The sequence below is a fragment of the Paraburkholderia ferrariae NBRC 106233 genome (genome assembly GCF_000685035.1).
In the GTDB taxonomy this organism is placed as follows: Bacteria; Pseudomonadota; Gammaproteobacteria; order Burkholderiales; family Burkholderiaceae; genus Paraburkholderia; species Paraburkholderia ferrariae.
This window is the reverse complement of record NZ_BAYB01000023.1, coordinates 12,434-35,858: the sequence shown is the minus strand read 5'-3', so window position 1 is coordinate 35,858 and position 23,425 is coordinate 12,434. Positions and strand designations below refer to the sequence as shown.

Genomic DNA, 23,425 nt, shown 5'->3' with positions numbered 1-23,425 from the left:
GATTACATCGCCCTGGTTACAGGGCCCCGGTTTGAGGAGACTCCATGAAGAAGAACAAGACCGCTGTCGTTCGCACCGCTGCCGCCCTCGCCTTCCTGTGCGCCGGCGCCCATATGCTGCCGGCCAGCGCGCAAAGCGCGGCCGCAGTGGCGACGGCGCCCGCGGCTGCGGCCGCGGCGGCCCCGTCCCGTCTCGACGAAGTGATCGCGCGCGGCACGCTGCGCGCCTGCACGACCGGCGACTACAAGCCCTATTCGTACTATCGGCCAGACGGCACGTTCGAAGGCATCGACATCGACATGACGGAGTCGCTCGCGAAATCGCTGGGCGTGAAGGCGGAGTTCGTGAAGACGACGTGGTCGAACCTCATGAGCGACTTCCTCGCGAAATGCGACGTGGCAGTCGGCGGTGTCTCGACCTCGCTCGAACGCCAGAAGCGCGCGTTCTTCACCGAGCCGTATCAGGTGGATGGCAAGGTGCCCATCGTACGCTGCGACGACGTGGCCAAATATCAGACCGTCGCGCAGATCGACCAGCCCTCCACGCGCGTGATCGTGAATCCGGGCGGCACCAATGAACGCTTCGCGAGGCAATTCCTGCCGCGGGCCGCGCTCACGGTGTACCCCGACAACGTGACCATCTTCAAGCAGATCCTCGCGGGCAAGGCCGACGTGATGGTCACCGATGCCTCCGAAACGCTGCTGCAGCAAAAGCTCAATCCGGGCCTGTGTTCCGTGCATCCGGACCAGCCGTTCCAGTACGGCGAGAAGGCATGGATGGTGCCGCGCGGCGACGTGGTGTTCCAGCAGTACGTCGATCAATGGCTGCATCTGCTGCGCGCAAGCGGCGACTACCAGGCCATCTCCGACAAGTGGCTGAAGTAAGCTGATTGAATTCGCATGGCCGATGCAGGCGGCCCGATGTCCGGTACGCCGCTCGAATCGCCTGTTAAATGGCGAGAAGAGTTGCAACGGCGCATTGCAGTGTCTTGCGAAAACATGGCCCGCTTGCCATGCGCCGGACCGCCTCCATGCCATTCGCATTCATGCGTGGCATGCATGTTTTTCGGTGTCCCGATCACTGCATGCCCATGAGGCGGACATTCGCTCATGCAGCGCGAATGACGCCGAAGAACAGGCTATGACGTCGTCTGTTCGGTAGCGCACGTTGCGGTAAAAATGACTTCAAAATAACGATCAGGACGGCAAAAAATCCCTCGGAGCCTTATCTGGCGGGCGTTACAACCTGAAACACTTTGTTACCGCCAACCCCCATTAATTCGCCCACAATGCCTTCAACGGTTTCAACACGGATGTGGCAGGTGTCAGTGTGAGCGGACACAAATCACCAGCCGGTCGGCATGATGCCGAAGCCCTTTCAAGGGGCATCCTTGTTGGAGCCGTGACCGGCGTCGTGTAGTACGTCACACACCGGGCTCCTCCTTTGGTCTCCTCGCGCTAACCCCGTAGCGTGTGGTTTTTAGCGGGCTCCAGGCCCGCTTTTTTTTCGCCCGCTTTTTTCTCCCTTTCGCCTTTCCCCTTGGTTGCCCACGCTGCGCGCCCTCGGAATTCAATCGTTCGGTTTCCCGATTATCTTCGAGAGAAGGCCCCTGACCTGCATGCATGGCACGTCGGGGACCAAGACCGTCACGCTGTCTTCTGTTCGTTGAGCTTGAGCTCGTCGATCATGCGCGCGCGCATGATGAACTTCTGCACTTTGCCCGTGACCGTCATCGGCAACTCGTCCACGAAGCGGATGTACTTCGGGATCTTGTAGTGCGCAATCTGCCCCTGGCAGAAAATCTGAATCTCTTCGGCGCTGGCCGCTTCGCCCGGGCGCAAAACGATCCACGCGCACACTTCCTCGCCGTACTTTGCATCGGGCACGCCGAACACCTGCACGCTCTGCACCTTCGGATGCCGGAACAGGAATTCCTCGATCTCGCGCGGGTAGATGTTCTCGCCGCCGCGAATCAGCATGTCCTTCAGGCGGCCCACAATGTTGCAGTAACCGTCGGCGTCGAGCGTCGCGAGGTCGCCGGTGTGCATCCAGCCATCGACGATCGCCTCGGCCGTTTTCGCGTCGTCGCCCCAATAGCCGCGCATCACCGAATAGCCCTTCGTGCACAGCTCGCCCGTTTCGCCTACCGGCACGACGTTGCCGAGCGGATCGACGATCTTCACCTCAAGGTGCGGCTGGATGCGTCCCACCGTGGTCGTGCGCTTGTCGAGCGGATCGGTGGTCGCGCTCTGGAACGACACCGGGCTCGTCTCCGTCATGCCGTAGGCAATCGTGATCTCGGCCAGATGCATCTTCGAGACGACGCGCTTCATGGTCTCGATCGGGCAAGGCGAGCCGGCCATGATGCCCGTGCGCAAGCGCGAGAGATCGAAGCGTGCAAAGTCGGGATGATCGAGTTCTGCGATGAACATGGTGGGCACGCCATGCAATGCCGTGCACTGCTCTTCGGAAACGGCCTCGAGCGTCGCGCGCGGGTCGAACGCCTCGCCGGGGAACACCATGTTCGCGCCCACGGACACACAGGCCAGCACCGCGAGCACCATGCCGAAACAGTGATAGAGCGGCACCGGAATGCACAGCGAATCCGCTTCGGTAAGGCGCATCGCCGCGGCGATGAAGCGGCCGTTGTTGACGACGTTGCGATGCGTGAGCGTCGCGCCCTTCGGGTTGCCCGTCGTGCCGCTCGTGAACTGGATGTTGATCGGGTCGTCGGCGTGCAGCGTGGCGCCGATCGCATCGAGCTCCGCCCGGCCGTTCTGTGCGAGCCGCTCGCGGCCCAGTTCGATCAGCTCGCTGAAATTGAGCATGCCGGGCGTTTCGCTGTCGCACATGCGTATCACTGCGCGCAGTTCGGGCAGCTTCGCCGCATGCAGATCGCCCGGCCTGGCATCCGCGAGTTCGGGTGCAAGCGCCTGCAGCATCTCCAGATACTTCGAGGTCTTGAAGCTCTCGGCTGCGACGATCGCCTTGCAGCCCACCTTGTTCAGCGCGTATTCGAGCTCGGCCAGGCGATACGCCGGATTGATGTTGACGAGCACGGCACCGATGCGCGCGGTCGCGAACTGCGTGAGGAGCCACTCGACCCGGTTGGGAGACCAGATGCCGACGCGGTCGCCCTTGCCGACGCCGATGGCGAGGAGGCCCGCGGCCAGCACGTCGACCTCCTCGGCGAATTCGCGCCAGTTCCAGCGGATGCCCTGCTCGCGAAACACCACGGCTGGCCGCTCCGGGAACCGCGTTGCCGTCTCCCGGAGGAAAGCGCCGATGGTGGCGTCGGAAAGCGGTGTGTCGGTCGTGCCCCGGACGTAGGAAAGTCCGTCCTTCGGCGCGATGAGCGCTTCGCGCGCACCTGCTGCGTCCATTGCCATGGTGGCCGTCTCCCCGGGAGGTCGCTCCCGTTTGAAATATATTTGAAAAGCGCTTGTGTCCGATTTGTGCCCGATTTTGCGCCGCCCCATTGGGCTGCGGCATCAAGTTTTACCCGCAGCGCATGGGGCGCAAGCGGCCACGAAGCGTTCGCCACTGTCAGTTACGAAGGCATGATTTCGCATTACCTTTCCGTAAACGTCAAGTGATTCTTAAAAGTCACGCAATCGGATGGATCAAAGAAAAAGGGCTCCGGATAGGAGCCCTTTTCGCTTCGGACAGCACGGCTGGCGCGCAAGCGCCGGCCGTGTGCACCGGCTTAATGCTGGTTCATTTTTCGCAGACGCTGGATCGCCGCGAGTTGCGCCACTGCGTAGGCCAGTTCAGCCTGCGCCGTTGCGTACTCGAGGTTCGAACCGGAGTTCTGCAGTGCCTCTTCGGCGCGACGGCGCGCTTCGGCGGCCTTCGCCTCGTCGAGGTCCTCGCCGCGGATCGCGGTGTCGGCCAGCACCGTCACGACGCCCGGTTGCACTTCGAGAATGCCGCCGGCGACGAACACGAACTCTTCCTCGTCGTTTTCCGCGACGATGCGCACGGCACCCGGACGGATGCGCGTAATCAGCGGCGTGTGGCCCGGCAGAATGCCCAGTTCGCCCGCTTCGCCCGGAAGCGCGATGAACTTCGCCCGGCCCTCGAAGATGCTCTCTTCGGCGCTGACGACGTCTACCTTGATGGTTGCTGCCATATGTGTCGACTCCTGTCGATCGAAGCCGGCGCTTGAGCGCCCGCTCCGATCCCATGCACGGCTGGGTGATTCAGTTGCGGTGGTGGGCCGATAACGCCCTGGCTATCTGACGTTATCTTCCCGCCTGGTAGCAACGGAATATCCTTACTGGATCTTCTTGGCCTTTTCGAAGGCTTCGTCGATCGTGCCGACCATGTAGAACGCCTGCTCCGGCAGGTGATCGCACTCGCCGTCGACAATCATCTTGAAGCCGCGGATCGTTTCCTTCAGCGGCACGTACTTGCCCGGCGAGCCCGTGAAGACTTCAGCGACGTGGAACGGCTGCGACAGGAAACGCTGGATCTTGCGCGCGCGGGAAACGGCCAGCTTGTCTTCCGGCGACAGTTCGTCCATGCCCAGAATCGCGATGATGTCGCGCAGTTCCTTGTAGCGCTGGAGCGTCTGCTGCACGCGGCGCGTGATCGAGTAGTGCTCTTCGCCAATCACGTTCGGGTCGATCTGGCGCGAGGTCGAATCGAGCGGATCCACTGCGGGGTAGATACCGAGCGAAGCGATGTCACGCGAGAGCACGACCGTTGCGTCGAGGTGGCCGAAGGTCGTCGCCGGCGACGGGTCGGTCAAGTCGTCCGCAGGGACGTACACGGCCTGAACCGACGTGATCGAGCCGGTCTTGGTCGACGTAATCCGCTCTTGCAGCTTGCCCATTTCTTCAGCCAGCGTCGGCTGATAGCCCACGGCCGACGGCATACGGCCGAGGAGTGCCGACACTTCGGTACCGGCCAGCGTGAAACGGTAGATGTTGTCGACGAAGAACAGCACGTCGAGGCCTTCGTCGCGGAAGTACTCGGCCATCGTGAGGCCCGTCAGCGCGACGCGCAGACGGTTGCCCGGCGGCTCGTTCATCTGGCCGTACACGAGCGCGACCTTGTCGAGAACGTTCGAGTCCTTCATTTCGTGGTAGAAGTCGTTGCCCTCACGGGTACGCTCGCCCACGCCCGCGAACACGGAGAAGCCGCCGTGTTCCTTCGCGATGTTGTTGATGAGCTCCATCATGTTGACGGTCTTGCCCACGCCTGCACCGCCGAACAGACCCACCTTGCCGCCCTTGGCGAACGGGCAGATCAGGTCGATCACCTTGATGCCGGTTTCGAGCAACTCGGCCGACGGCGAGAGTTGATCGAACGCCGGCGCTTTCTGGTGAATCGCGCGCTTCGTTTCGCTGACGATCGGGCCCGCTTCGTCGATCGGGCGGCCCAGCACGTCCATGATGCGGCCGAGCGTCGGCTTGCCGACCGGCACGCTGATGGGCTCGCCCGTGTTCTTCACCACGGTGCCGCGGCGCAGGCCGTCCGACGCACCCAGACAGATGGTGCGCACGATGCCGTCGCCAAGCTGCTGCTGCACTTCGAGGGTCAGTTCCGTGCCTTCGAGAATCAGTGCGTCGTAGATCTTCGGCATGTGCTCACGCGGGAACTCCACGTCGATCACGGCGCCGATGCACTGTACGATCTTGCCTTCCGGCAAAGCAGTTGTACTCATCGATTTTCCTTTCAATACCTGAATTCTTCAGTCGCGCAAAGGCGCACTCTCGAGCCGGGTTCCCGTCCGCTTACACAGCGGCGGCGCCGCCGACGATCTCAGACAGTTCCTTCGTGATCGCGGCCTGCCGGCTCTTGTTGTACGACAGCTGCAGTTCGCTGATCACCGTCTTGGCGTTGTCCGACGCGGCCTTCATCGCGACCATGCGCGCCGATTGCTCCGACGCCATGTTTTCCGCGACCGCCTGGTACACCAGCGCCTCGACGTAACGTACGAGCAACTCGTCGATGACCAGTTGCGCATCCGGCTCGTAGATGTAATCCCACGAGGCCTTCGGCGTGCCGTCTGCGGCGTCGAAGTCTTCGGCCGACAGCGGCAGCAGCTGCTGGATCACCGCTTCCTGCTTCATCGTGTTGACGAAGCGCGTGTACGCGAGATAGACAGCCGACAGCTTGCCTTCCGAATACAGATCGAGCTGCGCCTTCACGGCGCCGATCAGCTTCTCGAGGTGCGGCGTGTCGCCGAGCTGCACCGCCTGCGACACCACCTTCGCGCCGAAACGGTTCAGGAAACCAAGGCCCTTGCTACCGATCGCGGTGGCTTCGACCTTCACGCCCTTGTCGCCCAGCTCCTTGAACTTCTGCAGCGCCGCACGCATCACGTTGGTGTTCATCCCGCCGCACAGACCCTTGTCGGTCGTGACGAGGATGAGGCCGGCCAACCCGGTGCCTTCGTTCGACGTCATGAACGGATGGCGGTACTCCAGGTTTGCACGGCTCATGTGCGCGGCGATGGCACGGACCTTGTCGGCATACGGGCGAGCCGCGCGCATGCGTTCCTGGGCGCGGCGCATCTTCGATGCGGCCACCATCTCCATCGCCTTCGTGATCTTGCGCGTGTTTTGCACGCTCTTGATCTTGCCGCGAATTTCCTTCATTCCAGCCATAGCTTGCTCCTTTGTCGACCCGAACTGGCGCTTGAAGCGCTCACTCGGGTCCCAGTCCGTTTATCGTTGTGGATTCCCGGACGGATCAGTATGCGCCGGACTTCTTGAAGTCCTTGATCGCAGCGTGCAGCGCGTTTTCGTCGTCCTTCGACAGATCCTTGGTGTCCTCGATACGCTTCACGAGGTCAGCATGGCTCGTCTTCAGATATTCGCGCAGACCCTTTTCGAACGGCAGAACGTCCTTCACTTCGAGGTCGTCGAGGTAGCCGTTGTTCGCCGAGAAGAGCGCCACCGCCAGCTCCCACACCTGCAGCGGCTGGTATTGCGGCTGCTTGAGCAGTTCCGTCACGCGGCGGCCGCGCTCGAGCTGCTTGCGGGTCGCTTCGTCGAGGTCCGAGGCGAACTGCGCGAATGCTGCCAGTTCGCGGTACTGCGCGAGGTCGGTACGGATGCCGCCCGACAGCTTCTTGATGATCTTCGTCTGAGCCGCACCGCCCACGCGCGAGACCGACACGCCGGCGTTAATAGCCGGACGGATGCCCGCGTTGAAGAGGTCGGTTTCCAGGAAGATCTGGCCGTCGGTAATCGAGATCACGTTCGTCGGAACGAATGCCGTGACGTCGCCTGCCTGCGTTTCGATGACCGGCAGTGCGGTGAGCGAGCCCGTCTTGCCCTTCACTTCGCCGTTCGTGAACTTCTCGACGTATTCGGCCGAAACGCGCGCGGCGCGCTCGAGCAGACGCGAGTGCAGATAGAACACGTCGCCCGGGTATGCTTCGCGGCCCGGCGGACGGCGCAGCAGCAGCGAGATCTGGCGATACGCCCAGGCTTGCTTGGTCAGATCGTCATAAATGATCAGCGCGTCCTGGCCGCGGTCGCGGAAGTATTCGCCCATCGTGCAGCCCGAATACGGCGCGAGATACTGGAGCGCAGCCGATTCCGAAGCCGAAGCGGCCACGACGATCGTGTACTCCATCGCGCCCGTTTCTTCGAGCTTGCGCACCACGTTCTGGATCGACGAAGCCTTCTGGCCGATCGCGACGTAGATACAGATGAGGTCCTTGCCCTTCTGGTTGATGATCGTGTCGACGGCCACCGCGGTCTTGCCGCACTGGCGGTCGCCGATGATCAGCTCGCGCTGGCCGCGGCCGATCGGCACCATCGAGTCGATCGACTTGAGGCCCGTCTGCACCGGCTGCGACACGCCTTCACGCCAGATCACGCCCGGGGCGATCTTTTCGATCGCATCGGTCAGCTTCGCGTTGACCGGGCCCTTGCCGTCGATCGGGTTGCCGAGCGGATCGACCACGCGGCCGATCAGTTCCGGGCCGACCGGCACTTCCAGAATGCGGCCCGTCGTCTTGACGATGTCGCCTTCCGAGATGTGCTCGAATTCGCCCAGAATCACCGCGCCGACCGAGTCGCGCTCGAGGTTCAGCGCGAGGCCGAAGGTGTTGCCCGGGAATTCGAGCATTTCGCCCTGCATCACGTCCGACAGGCCGTGGATGCGCACGATACCGTCCGTCACGGAGATCACGGTGCCCTGGTTGCGAACGTCTGCGCTCGCTTCAAGGCCCTGGATCCGGCTCTTGATCAGCTCGCTGATCTCAGAGGGATTGAGTTGCATTATTCGCTCCTGATGTTCAATTCTGTTGCGTGCCAGCCATGGCGCGCGATCCATGCGCTCAGGCGGTCAGTGCGACCTGCATGCTGGCGAGCCGCGCGCGGACCGAGCTATCGAGCACTTCATCGCCGACCGTGACGCGCACGCCACCGATGAGCGACTTGTCGACTTCAACCGTGGGCTTCAGCTTGCGTTTGAACTTGTGTTCGAGGTTGGCTACGAGGTCGTTCAACTGTGCGCCTTCGAGCGGGAACGCGCTGACGATCAATGCGTCCGCCGCGCCCTCTTTGGCGTTCTTGAGCGCTTCGAACTGCGCGTGGATCTGCGGCAGCAGCTCCAGACGATGACCCGCGACCAGCATCTGCACGAGGTTCTTCGCCTCGGCGCTGTCCTTCAGCGGCGACTTCACCGCCGACAGCAGCAGATCGACGACCTGGCCGTGGCTCACTTTCGGGCTCGACGCGATCGACAGCACCTCGGGCAGGGCCGCAACCTGCGCCAGCTCCGCGACGAGCGAGGACCAGGCAGCGACGTCACCGGCTTCGGCCACGCCGAACAGGGCTTCTGCGTACGGGCGGGCGATGGTTGCAAGTTCCGCCATGATCAGAGCTCGGCTTTCAGTTGATTCAGCAGGTCGGCGTGCGCCGACTGGTCGACTTCGCGCTTCAGGATCTGCTCGGCGCCCTGGACGGCGAGTGCGGCCACTTCCGCACGCAGTCCTTCGCGCGCCTTGACGACCTGCTGCTCGGCGTCGGCCTTCGCCTGGGCGACGATGCGCGACGCTTCTGCGTGCGCATTAGCCTTGATTTCCTCGGCGAGCGCCTGTGCGCGCTTTTCCGCGTCGGCGATCCGCTGCTGGCCGTCAACACGGGCCTGCGCCAGTTCCTGCTCGACGCGCTTGTGCGCCGCCGCCAGTTCCTCTTGCCCCTTTTCAGCTGCCGACAGACCGTCGGCAATCTTCTTCGAGCGCTCGTCGAGGGCGTTGACCATCGGCGGCCACACGAACTTCATCGTGAACCACGCGAGGATCAGGAACACGATCAATTGCGCAAACAGGGTTGCGTTGAGATTCACGGTGTTTCCTTCCAAACGTTGCTATAGAGATGCCCGGCGATCGGTGGCTGGATCCTGTGGATCGCCACCCGGCCGAGCATCCCGTCACTGGTTCCGCGTCCCGCCTTGCCCGGTTGGCGAACTCCTCGAGCGGAGTCGCAGGCGGCAGTCGCCGCCAGTCCCAGTATGGGCGAGACGCGGTAATCCAGGGAAACTTATCCCGCGATCTTCGACAACAGCGGGTTGGCGAACGCGAACAGCATTGCGATACCCACACCGATCAGGAATGCCGCGTCGATCAGGCCAACCAGCAGGAACATCTTCGTTTGCAGCGGGTTCATCAATTCAGGCTGGCGTGCGCATGCCTCGATGTACTTGCCGCCCATCATGCCGATACCGATACATGCGCCACAAGCGCCCAGACCGATGATGATGCCGATGCCGATGGCGGTCGGCCCCTGGATGAGAGCGGTCAGAGCGTGGATGTTGGCGAGCAATTCTTGCATGATTATTCCTCTGAAAAGACTTAATTACTTGATTTAAAAAACCGCAAACCTGTTAGAAAAACCGGTAAAGCGAAACCAGAACCACAACCTGACGATCCGGGTAGTGCAGGGCTCAGTGCTTGTCGTGCGCCTGGCCGAGATAGACCAGCGTCAGCATCATGAAGATGAACGCCTGCAGCAGCACGATCAGAATGTGGAAGATCGCCCACACGCTGCCCGCAATCACATGTCCGATGAAGCCGAGCACGCCGAAATCCAGGCCGAAACCCCACATGCCGCCCAGGAGCGCGATCAGCAGGAACAGCAGTTCGCCTGCGTACATGTTGCCGAACAGCCGCATGCCGAGCGAAACCGTCTTGGCGACGTACTCGATGATGTTCAGCGCCAGATTGGGAATCCACAGCAGCGGATGCGCGCCGAAGGGAGCCGTCACCAGTTCGTGCAGCCAGCCGCCGAGGCCCTTGATCTTGATGCTGTAGTAGAGCATCAGAATGAAGATGCCGAGCGCCATGCCGAAGGTCGCGTTGATGTCGGCGGTCGGCACGATGCGCTGATGCGGAATCACGGAAGAAAGGCCGAGCACACCGATGACACGGGTGACCAGATCGACCGGCAAAAGGTCCAGCGAATTCATCAGGGCAACCCAGATGAAAACGGTCAATGCCAGCGGTGCGATAAAGGTGCGGCTGCCGTGGATCATGGTCTTGGATTGATCCTCGACCATCTCGACCAGCCATTCGATCGCGCACTGGAAACGCGACGGCACGCCCGAGGTGGCCTTGCGCGCTGCGAGCCACAGAATCAGGATGGTGACGAGCCCGGTCAGTATCGACCAGAACAGCGTATCGTAATTGATGATGGAAAAATCGACGACGCTCGACTGGGGCTTGCTCGAGAAGAACGTCAAGTGGTGCGTGATGTATTCCGCAGGATCGAGCAGGTGCGATTCGCTTGCTGCCATTTTTTCTTACACCCTAGCAATATTAAAATACGTTCTGCCTGCCGCCCTCGGTCCATCGGCACGCCGGCCGCCAGGGCGCGCGCACGATAACCGAACTCGACAAACACTGATCAAAACGCCAGTGCGACCCAATATGCCTTGAGCCCCACCGCATAGGCCGCCAACATCGGTAGCCAGTGCACCTCGTGATACGTCTCGCCGATCACGACGAAGAGCGCCAACGTCATTCCGGTCTTGAGCGCTTCGCCCGCCACCAGCGCCATCCTCGAGCGGCTTCCCGCACGCTTGAGGTACAGCGCAAACAGGCCGCCCGGAACCCAGCACGCGGCGCCGCCGAGCAGGGCCGACAGTACGGCGTGCAGAGACTGGCCGAAAAACAGCCAGACGACAAGCGCCACCAGCACCGACAAAGCTATTTGTGCTGCCACGACCCGCAGCGGCGTTACGCGCGACGGGCGATCCACTTTCGGGCCGAACAGTTTCCTGGCTTCATCCCGAGTGAGTGGTGTAATTGTGTTTTCTTGATCGAGGTCCCAATCGTCCCGTTGGGACAAGGTTCGATCGTCGGAGCGCTCGAGCGCCCCGCGCGGCGCTGCCGCCCTGGACGGCGGCAGATCAGGCGATTTGCGCATCATGCAGATCCTTGGTACGGCCCACGCCTTACACAAGGCCTTCAGGCGCATCAAACTGTCAATCCGGCCAGATTGTAAGCGATAGTGGCAGGTGATTCAAGATTTTGAACTGCTCGGAAACGCCTATGAAACAACGCTTCATGATGCGAAAAAGCAGGCTTTCGGAGCGATGGCGGATGAGGACTGTAAGGTTGCCGCACACGCGCAGAAAATGCGCAATGTACTCAGAAGCGTGACAGCCACCAACCGCCCGCCGCGCCGCCGACCAGCCAGAACGGGATGGAATACAGATGGAACGGCAGCCACATGCCGCGCTCCTTTGCGAGACGCACGGCAATCAGATTGGCGAGCGAGCCGATGGCGAATCCGAAGCCGCCCACGCTCACGCCGAAGGCCAGTGCCCGCCAGTCGTGCGTGAAGTCCGCGAGCACGATGGCCGCCGGAACATTACTGATAACCTGCGACAACACTGCCCCTGCGACATATGCGCGCAGCGGTGCTTCCAGAGCCAGTCCCGCGAGCAAAGCGTGTATCCATGGCAACGCGGCGGCGCTGCGCAAGACGATGAACATCAGCACGAAGATGCAGAGCAACAGCCAGTCGATCTTCAGCACGATGCGCGCGCGCCAGATCAGGAAGCCCGCGGCCACGCCCGCGAGTGCGATGCCGGCGTGGTGCGCGTCGGCGAGCAGCACGAACGCAACGAAGAGCACCCCGGCGACACTGGCGAGCGGCCGGTCCACCGGATGCGGATCGGCGTCCGTCGAAAGATCGAGCGCCCGCGACTTGAAGGACAGCGCGGCGAGAGCGAACAACATCGCCATCAAGATCGCGCAAAGCGGCGCAAGCGCGACCACGAAGCGGCCGAACGACACGCCGCTCAATTGCCAGAGAAAGAGATTCTGCGGATTGCCAAGCGGGGTGAGCACCGAGCCCGCGTTCACCGCCAGCGCAATGACGATCACGAGTTGCCTGAGCGGCAACGGCGTGAGCCGATGCAGCGATAGCACCAGCGGTACGACGACGAAAAGGGCTACGTCGTTCGTCACCACCGTTGCGAGCGCCGCGGCCAGCGCGATCAGAAACAGGGCCAGCGCACGCTCGGAATGTATCCGCCGCACGAGACGATGCGCCAGCCAGGTCAGCAGTCCTGAATATTCGATGGCCTTCGTCAGAATCAGCAGGCCCGCGAGCGTCATCACCGTCTGCCAGTCGACCAGCGCGGGCAGCGATGTCCAGGCCCGCGGCGCAAGCCCCTGGAGCAGCACGAAGGCCACGACCAGAATGGCGAGCACCGGCTCGGCCATCACGAGCGCGCCGGCGCGGCGCAGCATGCCGAGCGCCGCCGCACGCGGCCCGGACCAGGGCTGACTATCGTCTCGCAAGTCTGTCACGCGCGTCTGTCGCGGTCGACTCAGGCCGCGCTCAGGTCGCGGTTTCGCCGCGCAGGCGCAGCAGAATGCCGTCGAGTGCGTCGAGGTCGCCGAAATCGACGGTCAACTGTCCGCGCCCTCGCCTGCCCAGCTTGATCTTCACCGTGGCGGCCAGCAGGTCGGAGAGCTCCTCTTCGAGCCGGCGCGTGTCGCGGCCGCCATCGTGGGGGGTCTTCGCCTTCACGGCGGGCGCAGCCTTCGTCGTGCTCGATACGAGCTTTTCGGTTTCGCGCACCGACATGCGCTTGTTCACGACCTGGTTGGCAAGCGTGATCTGCGTCGCGGCATCGACGGCGAGCAGCGCGCGCGCATGCCCCATGTCGAGATCGCCCGCGAGCAGCATGGTCTGCACCGGCGCGGCCAGATTCAGGAGACGCAGCAGATTGGACACGGCGCTGCGCGAACGGCCCACGGACTCCGCGGCCTGCTCATGCGTGAAACGAAACTCGTCGAGAAGACGCTGGATGCCCTGCGCCTCTTCCAGCGGGTTCAGATCTTCGCGCTGGATGTTCTCGATCAGCGCCATCGCGGCGGCGGCCTGATCCGGAACGTCCTTCACGAGAACGGGCACTTCGGTCAGCCCGGCAATGTGAGCCGCGCGGAAGCGCCGCTCACCCGCAATGATCTCGTACCGGTCGGTGTCCACCGGGCGCACGAGGATGGGCTGCATCAGGCCCTGCGCGCGGATACTCGCAGCCAGCTCCTGCAGCGCGCCTTCGTCCATGCGCGTGCGCGGCTGGTATTTGCCCGCCTGCATCTTCGTGAGGGGCAGCGTATTGGGTGCGCCCTCGATCTTCACGGCCTCCGTGATGTCCGCGCTGCCGCCCAGCAACGCCTCCAGTCCGCGGCCCAACCCTTTCTTCCGTGCTACTGCGTTCATCGTGCTTCCTCAGTCTGCATTGGCCGCGAGATATGTCAAAACCGGCGTCAAAACCAGCGTCAAAGCGCGCGCACCCGCTCGATCATCTCGGCACCGAACTGCACATACGCCTGCGCGCCGCGCGATGCGCGATCGAACACCACGCCCGGCAAGCCGTAGCTGGGTGCCTCCGCGAGCCGCACATTGCGTGGAATCACCGCGTCGAACACCTTGTCGCCAAAGTGTTCCTTCAACTGCTCCGACACCTGCTGCTGCAACGTGATGCGCGGATCGAACATCACGCGCAGGAGGCCGATCACCTTCAGGTCGCGGTTCATGTTCGCGTGCACCTGCTTGATCGTGTTGACGAGATCGGAGAGACCTTCGAGCGCGAAGTACTCGCACTGCATGGGGATCACCACGCCGTGCGCCGCGCACAGCCCGTTGAGCGTCAGCAGCGAAAGCGCCGGCGGGCAGTCGATCAGCACGAAGTCGTAGTCGGCATCGACCTGCTCCAGCGCGTTCTTCAAACGGCGTTCGCGCTGCTCCATGGAGACGAGTTCGACTTCCGCACCGGCCAGCTCGCGATTGGCGGGCACAACGTCGTAGCCCACGGCTTCCGGGCGCGTGCATGCGTCGGACACCGTAACGCCATCGACCAGCACTTCGTACACGGTGTTCTCGCAGGCGGCCTTGTCGATGCCGCTGCCCATCGTGGCATTGCCCTGCGGATCGAGATCGATGAGAAGGACACGCTGTCCCTGCGATGCGAGGCTCGCGGCGAGATTGACCGTTGTCGTCGTCTTGCCGACGCCGCCCTTCTGGTTCGCAACGCAGAAGATTTTTGCCATCTTTCGTGTGTCCCTTTTACTGCCTTGAAAAGTTTGCTTACGTTATAGCGTCACGCGGCCGCGGCATCAATCCGGTCGTTCGGCCAACGCGCGCTGCAACCGGCGCATCAGGCCACCACCGGCTCGACCGCGACTTCGACGAGGTGACGCACGGCCTCCAGCATCGGCACGACGAGGCGCACAGTCTGCCGCACCTCGGCACCTGCCGGCAGCCGCTCGATTTCGCCCTCGGGGCGCACGCCCTTCATCGCCCAGATCGCACCGCCCTCGGCAACCAGATGCCGGGCCAGTGTAACGAAATCGGCGAGTTCCGCGAATGCCCGCGAGACAATCAGATCAAACTTTTTTGGTACTTCGACCCCGGGACGCAGCGATTCGACGCGTCCCGTGATGACGGAGAGATTCCTCAGACCCAGTTCGGCCTTCGCCTGGGACTGGAAGGCCGTCTTCTTGTGCACGATATCGTTGAGCGTCACCGACCAGTCCGGCCGTGCGATGGCGATGACGATGCCCGGCAGGCCGCCGCCCGAACCGACGTCCAGCACCGCCGCCCCATCGCGTGCAGGCAGGTGCGGCAGGATCGAAAGCGAATCGAGGATGTGCTGGATCATCATCTGGCGCGGGTCGCGGATGGCGGTCAGGTTATAGACCGCGTTCCACTTGGCCAGCAACGCCACGTAGTCAAGCAGTTGCGCGTGCTGCCGCTCGCTCAGTTCCACACCGAGCGCCTGCGCGCCCTCCTTCAGCATCTCGGCCAAGGCGTCGCGATCCGCCACGCCGGGTTGCCGCGAGCGGCCCGTCATTGCGCCACCGGCGTGTTATCTGTACTGGCATCGGCAGGATTCTGGCGCCGGCGGCCAAGGCCGCGCTTCAGGTGCACCATCAGCAGCGAGATCGCAGCGGGCGTGACACCTTGAATGCGCGACGCCTGGCCGATGGTCTCCGGCCGATGCTGCGTCAGCTTCTGGCGCACTTCGAACGAAAGGCCACGCACCTCGGCGTAGTCGATGCCTTCCGGCAGGCGCGTATTTTCCTGCGCGCCGTTGCGCTCGATCTCATCGGCCTGACGGTCGATGTAGCCCTGATATTTGATACCAATCTCGATCTGCTCCTTGATCTGGCCGAGCAGGACTTCGTCGTCGGCCAGCGGCGCTGCGGGCGCACAAGCGCCTTCGCGCAAACCGCACACGCCGTCGTAGCTCACACCGGGGCGGCGCAGCAGGTCTGCCAGGTTGTACTCGCGGTCGATCGACTTGCCGAGCAAGGCGGTCGCTTCATCGGCGGACAGCGTCTTCGGATTCACCCAAGTCGATTTCAGGCGCTCTGTTTCACGTGAAACAGCGTCGCGCTTGCGGTAGAACGCATTCCAGCGGACATCGTCCACCACGCCAAGCTCCCGGCCGATTTCCGTCAGGCGCATATCCGCATTGTCTTCACGCAGGCTCAGGCGATATTCGGCGCGGCTCGTGAACATGCGATACGGCTCCGAAACGCCGCGCGTCACGAGGTCGTCCACCAGTACGCCGAGGTAGGCTTCGTCGCGGCGCGGTGTCCAGGCATCCCTACCCTGGACTTGCAGACCCGCATTGATCCCCGCGAGCAGGCCTTGGGCCGCCGCTTCTTCATAGCCGGTTGTGCCATTGATCTGGCCCGCAAAGAACAGCCCCTGAATCGCCCTCGTTTCCAGCGACGCTTTCAGGCCGCGCGGATCGAAGTAGTCGTACTCGATTGCATAGCCCGGACGCAGGATGTGCGCATGCTCGAGACCGTGCATCGAATGCACAAGGTCGAGCTGAACGTCGAACGGCAGACTCGTCGAGATCCCATTCGGATAGAACTCGTTGGTCGTCAGCCCTTCCGGTTCGAGGAATATCTGGTGCGACTCCTTCGAAGCGAAGCGATGAATCTTGTCTTCGATCGACGGGCAGTAACGCGGCCCTACCCCTTCGATTACGCCCGTGTACATCGGCGAGCGGTCGAGACCGCTGCGGATGATGTCGTGCGTCTTCGCATTCGTGTGCGTGACCCAGCAGGGAATCTGGCGTGGATGCTGTTCGGCACGGCCCAGGAACGAGAACACCGGCACCGGATCGAGGTCGCCCGGCTGCTCTTCGAGCACCGAAAAATCGATCGAACGGCCGTCAATACGCGGCGGCGTGCCTGTCTTCAAACGGCCTTGCGGCAGCTTGAGTTCCTTCAGCCGGGCGGAAAGCGTCACCGCCGCCGGATCGCCCGCGCGGCCACCCGTGTAGTTGTTCAACCCCACGTGAATCTTGCCGTCGAGGAAGGTCCCCGCGGTCAGCACGACTGCACGGCCGCGAAAACGGATACCAACCTGCGTCACCGCCCCCACGACGCGATCGCCCTCCACCATCAGGTCCTCAACCGCCTGCTGGAACAACCAGAGGTTAGGCTGATTCTCCAGACGCCGACGGATCGCAGCCTTGTACAGAATGCGATCGGCTTGAGCTCGGGTGGCGCGCACCGCCGGCCCCTTCGACGAATTGAGGATGCGAAACTGGATACCGCCCTCGTCGGTGGCAGCCGCCATCGCACCACCCAGCGCATCGACTTCCTTAACCAGATGGCCTTTGCCAATGCCGCCGATAGACGGATTGCAGCTCATCTGGCCGAGCGTCTCGATGTTGTGCGTGAGCAGAAGCGTCTTGACGCCCATGCGGGCGGCAGCAAGCGCAGCTTCGGTGCCGGCGTGACCGCCGCCGACGACGATTACGTCAAACTCTGTGGGATAAAGCATGGCCGGACCTCACGCACGGCAAGCCGCGTGAGCCTTCTCAGAAATTAGTGGGATGGACGAATTATAACGGTTTCGGGTTTTGGGCCGTTCACGCCCGAATTTCGTTCCGCACTTTGCCGACGAAAGAACGAAAAAAACGGGGTGTTTCACGTGAAACACCCCGCTTCGTGAACAACATACAGATAACTCAGACCGGTTTCTTCACCAGTCCGAGGTAGGTTTCGATTACTCGCGGGTTCTGCGCAAGCTCGTCTGCCGCACCTTCCAGCGCCAAATCGCCCGTTTCAAGCACGTAGCCATAGTCGGAGACTTGCAGCGCGGCGCGCGCGTTCTGCTCGATCAGCAGCGTCGCCACACCGGTCTGCCGCAGCGCACTGATGATATGGAAAATCTCCTTCACGATCAGCGGCGCGAGACCAAGGCTCGGTTCGTCGAGCATCAGTAGATCGGGCTTGCCCATCAACGCGCGGCCCACCGCGAGCATCTGCCGCTCGCCGCCCGAAAGCGTCCCGGCCGCCTGCGTGCGCCGCTCCTTGAGCCGTGGAAACAGCTCGAACACGTGGTCGAGCTGATCGAGAAAATTACGCTCGCCAGCCTGCTTGCGGCGATACGCACCAAGCACGAGGTTGTCTTCAACGGTCATCGAAGCGAACAACTCCCGCTTTTCGGGCACGAGACACATGCCGCGCGCCACGCGCCGCTCGATCGGCAGCGCGCCGACTTCATCGCCCCGGTATGTAATCCGGCCGCTCGCGTGCCCGGTTACGGGCAGCGCGCCCATGATGGCGTTGAGCAACGTGGACTTGCCGGCGCCGTTCGGCCCGATCACGGAAACGATCTGCCCCGCCCCCACCTTGATAGCGGCGTGGTGCAGCGCCTCGATCTTCCCGTAGCGCACCGAAAGATTGGAGACTTCCAGAACAGGATTTGAACTCATCACTCCACCCCGCCCAGATAAGCCTCGAGCACCGCCGGATCTTTCTGCACGTCCTCCGGCAAGCCTTCTGCGATGCGCGTGCCGAACTCCATCACGACCAGCCGGTCCGTGAGGTTCATCACGAAATCCATGTCGTGTTCCACCAGCAGCACGCTCATCCCCTCTTCCTTCAGCTTGCGCAGCAACGCCGCCAACTGCTGCTTCTCCTGATAGCGCAGGCCCGCCGCCGGCTCGTCGAGCAGCAGCAGGGTTGGATCGCAGCAGAGCGCCCGCGCAATTTCCACAATCCGTTGCTGGCCGAGCGCGAGGCTGCCTGCCTCTTCGTACATATGCTGTTCGAGCCCGACGCGCCGAAGCTGCTTCGCCGCCTCGCTCATCAGCCGCCCTTCCTCGGCGACGTTGAGCTTCGCGACGCTGCGCAGCACGCCCGCATGGCCGCGCAGGTGCGCGCCGATCGCGACGTTCTCGAGCACCGTCATCGTCGGCAGCAGCTTGACGTGCTGGAACGTCCGGCCAATTCCGCGGGCGACGATTTCACGTGAAGTGAGGCGATCGATGCGCTCGCCGCGGAACATGATCTCGCCGCTCGTGGGCTCCAGAACGCCGGTCACGAGGTTGAACGTCGTCGATTTGCCGGCGCCGTTCGGACCGATCAGCCCGACGATTTGCCCCGCCTTCACCTCGAAACTCACGTCGTTGACGGCCACGAGACCGCCGAACTGCTTGCGCGCCTTATCGACCGTCAACAGCAATTCTCCGGTGGCCGGTTTGCTGCGCTGCGGCAATGGCTCGGCATCTTCGGGCACGTGGGCCCGCGGACCGCGCGGGAAGAAACGCGCGACGAACGGCCAGACGCCGCGACGCGCGTACTGCAGCAGCAGCACCATCAGAATGCCGAACACGATGATTTCGAAGTTGCCGTTCTCGCCCAGCAGCTTCGGCAGAATGGTCTGCAGCCAGTCCTGCAGCACGGTCAGGATCGCAGCGCCCAGCACCGCGCCCCAGACGTGCGCCACGCCCCCCACCACCGCCATGAACAGATACTCGATGCCGTGATTCAGCCCGAACGGCGTGGGATTCACGGCCCGCTGCAAATGCGCGTAGAGGAAGCCGGAAACGGCGGCGAGCACGGCCGCATAGACGAAGATCACCACGCGCATCCACGCCGTATTCACACCCATCGCCTCCGCCATCAAGCCGCCGCCGCGCAGCGCGCGAATCGCTCGCCCGGTGCGGCTATTAAGCAGATTCTGAACAGAGACGACCGAAAGCAGCACGACTACCCAGATCAGGTAATAGATATGCCGCCCGGACTCCAGGGCGATGCCGAACACGTTCAGCACCGGAATGCCGTTGATGCCGTCGTACTTGCCCAATGCGTCGAGGTTGCCGAACAGGAAGTACAGCGCGAGGCCCCAGGCAATCGTGCCGAGCGGCAGGAAGTGGCCGGAGAGCCGCATCGTGACGAGCCCGAGCACGAGCGCCACGAGCCCCGTCACCACCATGCCGACAATCAATGCGAGCCACGGCGAAACGCCGTACTGCGTGGTGAGATATGCGGTGGCATAGGCGCCGATCCCGACGAACGCCGCCTGCCCGAAGCTGGTCATCCCGCCAATGCCGGTGAGCAGCACGAGCCCGATCGCGACGATCGAATAGAGGCCGATGTAGTTGAGCAGCGTGATCCAGTACTCGGGCACGTGCACGGCGCCCGGCAGCACGGGCAGCGCGAACATCACCACGAGGAACAGCCAGAAGAAGCGGTTATGCATGATGATCCGTTTCATCGCATCACTCCTCTTCTTCTTCGGTATGCGGTGTCGCGAAACTGCGCCACAGCAGCACCGGGATGATGAGCGTGAACACGATCACTTCCTTATAGGAGCTCGCCCAGAACGACGAATACGACTCGAGCAGACCAACGAGCACCGAGCCCGCCGCCGCCAGCGGATAGCTCACCAGGCCGCCGATAATCGCGCCCACGAAACCCTTCAGGCCGATCAGGAAACCCGAGTCGTAGTAGATGGTGGTGAGCGGCGCGACGAGGATGCCGCACAGCGCGCCCAGCCCGGCGGCAAGCGTGAACGCGAGCCGCCCGGCCTGGGTCGTGCCGATCCCGACAAGCCGCGCGCCCAGCCGGTTCACCGAGGTCGCGCGCAGCGCCTTCCCCGAGATCGTGCGGCCGAAATAGACGTACAGCGCGACGATCAGCACGGCTGCCGTGCCGATCACCCAGAGGCTCTGCCCCGAGATGGAGAGGCTGCCGATGTTGAACGTGGCGTCGGAGAACGCGTTGGTGCGCGAGCCTTCGGCGCCGAACATCACGAGCCCGAGGCCGACCATCGCGAAGTGCACCGCCACGGCGACGATGAGCAGCAGCAGCGTCGTGGCTTCGGCGATGGGCTCGTAGGCGAGACGGTAGATGAACGGCCCCATCGGCACCACGATCGCCAGGGTGAGCGCGATCTGCACGAGCATCGGCAACGGCTGGGCCGCGAGCCCGCGCGTGAGTGCATAGAGCGCGAGGGGAAACAGCAGATACTTCCCGGCAAGCGTGACGAGCGTGCGCGCCGCATGCCTGCGCCGCTCGGCGTGCCGCACGAGCCCCGCCGTCTCCACGACAAAGCATGCCGCGCCGAGCGCCATGAGCAGCCAGCAGGTGGCCGGAAACTTCTGCGATTGCAGCGCAGCGAGCGTAAGCGCGCCATACGAGACGAACTCGCCCTGCGGAATGAAGATCACCCGCGTCACGGAAAACACCAGCACCAGTGCAAGCGCCAGCAGCGCGTAAATGGCACCGGTGGTAATGCCGTCCTGCGCGAGGATCGCGGCGATCGATAAATCCATACACCCCTCTTCCTGAAACTCTGGAACCTGGAACGTCGAACGACGGAAATGCGATTGCGTGCGGAAAGTGCGGAAAGCGCCGCCGGCCAGCCGGCCGGCGGTATGCCACGGCACGCAGTGCCGGACGGCAACAGCGACAACAGCAACGCGAGCGGCGCCCGGCGCGCCGCTCATCATTGTCGATCGACAGAATGACGCGCAGGCGAGTGAGCGAGCGTTTCGCACGGAACACGCGAAACAAGCGAAACACGCGGAACCGTCTTCCACCGGGCCCAACCCCAATGGCGGACGGCCCGCGCTCACCCCGGCAATGTCGTCACTCGCCCTGCAGCTTCCACTTGCCGTCGACGATCTCCACGATCACGCGGGCACGGTCGTCGAGACCGTTGTGATCGGTGGGAGTCGTGTTCATGATGCCGTGCGAGAGCGGCAGCTCCTTCACGTTTTCGAGCGCATCGCGCAGCGCGACACGGAACGCTTCGGTGCCCGGCTGCCCCGACTTCAGCGCGACCGGAATCGCGCGCTGGAGCATCTGGCCGGCGTCCCACGCATGGCCGCCGAACGTTGCGACGGACCCGGCGCCGTAGACCTTCTCGTAGGCTGTCTTATAGGCCAGCGCCGACTTCTTGACCGGATTCGCGTCCGACAGCTGATCGGCCACGAGGATCGGGCCGGCGGGCAGCAGCTCGCCATCGCAATCCTTGCCGCACACGCGCAGGAAGTCGTTGTTGGCCACGCCGTGCGTCTGATAGATCTTGCCCTTGTAGCCGCGGTCCTTCAGCGTCGTGGCGGGCAGCGCCGCCGGCGTGCCCGAACCGGCGATCAGCACGGCATCCGGGTTCGCGGACATCAGCTTGAGCGCCTGCCCCGTGACCGAGGAATCGGTGCGGTTATAGCGCTCGGTCGCCACGATCTTGAGGTTGTGCTTCGCCGCGGCCGCGCCGAACTCCTTGAGCCAGCTGTCGCCATAGGCGTCGGTGAAGCCGATGAAACCCACCGTCTTCACGCCGTGCTTCTCCATATAGCCGGCCAGCGCGTCGGCCATCAGGCTGTCGTTCTGCGGCGTCTTGAAGGCCCATTTGCGCTTGTCGTCCATGGGCTGGATGATCGCGGCCGACGCCGCGAGCGAGATCATGGGCGTCTTGCCCTGCTCGATCACGTCGAGCATCGCGAGCGAGTTCGGCGTTACGGAAGAACCGATGATCGCGTCCACGTGATCTTCGTCGATCAGCTTGTGCGTGTTCTGCACGGCCTTGCTCGTATCCGATGCGTCGTCGAGCACGATGTACTGCACGCTCTTGCCCGCAATCTCCTTGGGCAGCAGCGCAATCGTGTTCTTCTCGGGAATGCCGAGCGAAGCCGCCGGCCCCGTCGCCGAAAGCGTCACGCCGATCTTCACCTGTGCCACGGCCACCCCGGCCGTGCCCATCAGCGCCGCTGCGAGTCCGGCGCTCACTGACCTCAAAGCCCACTTCATCGTTTTCATTGCGCGTCTCCAAACGCTTTGCCTGCGTGTCGATTGACCTGGCGCCGATCACTAATATCTTCGTAAATCGGCGCCGGCCCTTGAGTGTAGTAATCGGGATCGCGCGTGTAACGCATGGTTTTCCCTGCCTGTTGCGCGAACCGCTTTATTGGCTCCCTGACCGCTCCTGCATGCCGCTGCGGCCGATATTCGATGCAACAAAAAAGGGCACGCCGGAGAACCCGCTGTGCCCTTTTCCGATGCTTCGTCGCACCCATCGCGCCGGACCTTCGTTGGGTCTGGTTCCAGCGATTGCGATAATGCGCCGGCCGCGACCGACGCATTATGCCGACCGGATAGTCAGCGAATGCCGAGTGTAGCGGACCGGCTGTTGCGCCCGCAAGCGCTTTCCAGAACCTTACAAGGCGTGCGGGAGCAATGGAAAAATGCGTAATGCCAGAAGGCATGTGCCACGTGGCTTTTGCTGCGCAGCATGGCGATTTGCGTAAATCGGGGAAATGAAATGGCGTGTGCTGGAAAAACGGAAAAAGCGCGGGAGAAAAAGCGAAAAGGCGGGGGAAATGGATAATCGACGAAAAATCGCCGGCTAAAATGGAAAACTAAAAATGACGAACCAAATATAAAAAGCGCTGTTGGGCTCCCGCCCAACAGCGCCTTCTTGTCCGGGCACTTGGTGCCTCAGTTGTCTCCTCGTTCTCCACCTGCAAATTCGGTGCATCAGAACTGGGTGAACTTTAAACTTCCGCCCCCTCTGCTACAACTAGCATTTACCCTAGTGGTGCAGCGCAGCACCGATTTGGGGCGAGCCGACACGATTCTGTCGTAGTCGCGGACTTCGTTATGCGCAAATCCGGCATGCAG

Annotated in this window: 20 protein-coding genes; 1 reads left to right on the top strand and 19 read right to left on the bottom strand. The window is 62.9% G+C overall.

What is annotated here, in order from left to right:
• Positions 1 to 113 precede the first annotated feature (113 nt).
• Complete coding sequence (locus BFE01S_RS23165) at positions 114 to 884, top strand: transporter substrate-binding domain-containing protein (RefSeq protein WP_042338345.1); 771 nt, start codon at positions 114 to 116, stop codon at positions 882 to 884.
• A 762-nt stretch (positions 885 to 1,646) separates the two neighbouring features.
• On the opposite strand, the gene BFE01S_RS23160 is transcribed toward BFE01S_RS23165, so the two are convergent.
• The 19 genes from BFE01S_RS23160 to BFE01S_RS23070 form a co-directional block, all read right to left on the bottom strand.
• Positions 1,647 to 3,383, bottom strand: coding sequence for an AMP-binding protein (locus BFE01S_RS23160; RefSeq protein WP_028227551.1), 1,737 nt, complete (start codon positions 3,381 to 3,383; stop codon positions 1,647 to 1,649).
• A 323-nt stretch (positions 3,384 to 3,706) separates the two neighbouring features.
• Positions 3,707 to 4,132 (bottom strand): F0F1 ATP synthase subunit epsilon, encoded by a 426-nt coding sequence (locus BFE01S_RS23155; RefSeq protein ID WP_028227550.1) that lies wholly within the window; start codon positions 4,130 to 4,132, stop codon positions 3,707 to 3,709.
• A gap of 144 nt (positions 4,133 to 4,276) precedes the next feature.
• Complete coding sequence (gene atpD, locus BFE01S_RS23150; protein ID WP_028227549.1) at positions 4,277 to 5,671, bottom strand: F0F1 ATP synthase subunit beta; 1,395 nt, start codon at positions 5,669 to 5,671, stop codon at positions 4,277 to 4,279.
• Between the two features lie 70 nt (positions 5,672 to 5,741).
• Positions 5,742 to 6,617, bottom strand: a complete 876-nt coding sequence (gene atpG / locus BFE01S_RS23145) for a F0F1 ATP synthase subunit gamma (protein ID WP_028227548.1) — start codon at positions 6,615 to 6,617, stop codon at positions 5,742 to 5,744.
• Positions 6,618 to 6,702: 85 nt separating this feature from the next.
• Positions 6,703 to 8,244, bottom strand: a complete 1,542-nt coding sequence (atpA, locus tag BFE01S_RS23140; RefSeq protein ID WP_028227547.1) for a F0F1 ATP synthase subunit alpha — start codon at positions 8,242 to 8,244, stop codon at positions 6,703 to 6,705.
• Positions 8,245 to 8,302: 58 nt separating this feature from the next.
• Positions 8,303 to 8,842, bottom strand: coding sequence for a F0F1 ATP synthase subunit delta (locus BFE01S_RS23135; protein WP_028227546.1), 540 nt, complete (start codon positions 8,840 to 8,842; stop codon positions 8,303 to 8,305).
• Positions 8,843 to 8,844: 2 nt separating this feature from the next.
• Positions 8,845 to 9,315 (bottom strand): F0F1 ATP synthase subunit B, encoded by a 471-nt coding sequence (locus BFE01S_RS23130; protein WP_028227545.1) that lies wholly within the window; start codon positions 9,313 to 9,315, stop codon positions 8,845 to 8,847.
• 194 nt (positions 9,316 to 9,509) lie between these two features.
• On the bottom strand, positions 9,510 to 9,800 hold the full coding sequence (gene atpE / locus BFE01S_RS23125; RefSeq protein WP_156967128.1) for a F0F1 ATP synthase subunit C: 291 nt from the start codon (positions 9,798 to 9,800) through the stop codon (positions 9,510 to 9,512).
• Between the two features lie 112 nt (positions 9,801 to 9,912).
• The gene (gene atpB, locus BFE01S_RS23120; RefSeq protein WP_028227544.1) at positions 9,913 to 10,761 is read right to left on the bottom strand and encodes a F0F1 ATP synthase subunit A; all 849 of its coding nucleotides are present in this window, start codon (positions 10,759 to 10,761) and stop codon (positions 9,913 to 9,915) included.
• Between the two features lie 110 nt (positions 10,762 to 10,871).
• Positions 10,872 to 11,396: an ATP synthase subunit I gene (locus BFE01S_RS23115; RefSeq protein ID WP_028227543.1), complete on the bottom strand. Its 525-nt coding sequence runs from the start codon at positions 11,394 to 11,396 to the stop codon at positions 10,872 to 10,874.
• 221 nt (positions 11,397 to 11,617) lie between these two features.
• Positions 11,618 to 12,727 carry an SLC13 family permease gene (locus tag BFE01S_RS23110; RefSeq protein ID WP_028227542.1) on the bottom strand — a complete coding sequence of 370 codons (1,110 nt, stop codon included), beginning with the start codon at positions 12,725 to 12,727 and terminating at the stop codon, positions 11,618 to 11,620.
• Between the two features lie 91 nt (positions 12,728 to 12,818).
• On the bottom strand, positions 12,819 to 13,706 hold the full coding sequence (locus BFE01S_RS23105; protein ID WP_028227541.1) for a ParB/RepB/Spo0J family partition protein: 888 nt from the start codon (positions 13,704 to 13,706) through the stop codon (positions 12,819 to 12,821).
• A 59-nt stretch (positions 13,707 to 13,765) separates the two neighbouring features.
• The gene (locus BFE01S_RS23100) at positions 13,766 to 14,536 is read right to left on the bottom strand and encodes a ParA family protein (RefSeq protein WP_028227540.1); all 771 of its coding nucleotides are present in this window, start codon (positions 14,534 to 14,536) and stop codon (positions 13,766 to 13,768) included.
• A gap of 107 nt (positions 14,537 to 14,643) precedes the next feature.
• Positions 14,644 to 15,339, bottom strand: coding sequence for a 16S rRNA (guanine(527)-N(7))-methyltransferase RsmG (gene rsmG, locus BFE01S_RS23095; RefSeq protein WP_028227539.1), 696 nt, complete (start codon positions 15,337 to 15,339; stop codon positions 14,644 to 14,646).
• Positions 15,336 to 17,294: a tRNA uridine-5-carboxymethylaminomethyl(34) synthesis enzyme MnmG gene (mnmG, locus tag BFE01S_RS23090; RefSeq protein WP_028227538.1), complete on the bottom strand. Its 1,959-nt coding sequence runs from the start codon at positions 17,292 to 17,294 to the stop codon at positions 15,336 to 15,338. Before mnmG ends, rsmG begins: the two co-directional genes overlap by 4 nt.
• A gap of 187 nt (positions 17,295 to 17,481) precedes the next feature.
• Complete coding sequence (locus tag BFE01S_RS23085; RefSeq protein ID WP_042338317.1) at positions 17,482 to 18,231, bottom strand: ABC transporter ATP-binding protein; 750 nt, start codon at positions 18,229 to 18,231, stop codon at positions 17,482 to 17,484.
• A complete protein-coding gene (locus BFE01S_RS23080) occupies positions 18,231 to 20,018 on the bottom strand; it encodes a branched-chain amino acid ABC transporter ATP-binding protein/permease (protein ID WP_052420962.1) in 1,788 nt (595 codons plus the stop codon). Before BFE01S_RS23080 ends, BFE01S_RS23085 begins: the two co-directional genes overlap by 1 nt.
• A 4-nt stretch (positions 20,019 to 20,022) precedes the next feature.
• Complete coding sequence (locus BFE01S_RS23075; protein WP_028227535.1) at positions 20,023 to 21,078, bottom strand: branched-chain amino acid ABC transporter permease; 1,056 nt, start codon at positions 21,076 to 21,078, stop codon at positions 20,023 to 20,025.
• Between the two features lie 316 nt (positions 21,079 to 21,394).
• Complete coding sequence (locus BFE01S_RS23070; protein WP_028227534.1) at positions 21,395 to 22,564, bottom strand: ABC transporter substrate-binding protein; 1,170 nt, start codon at positions 22,562 to 22,564, stop codon at positions 21,395 to 21,397.
• Positions 22,565 to 23,425 lie beyond the last annotated feature (861 nt).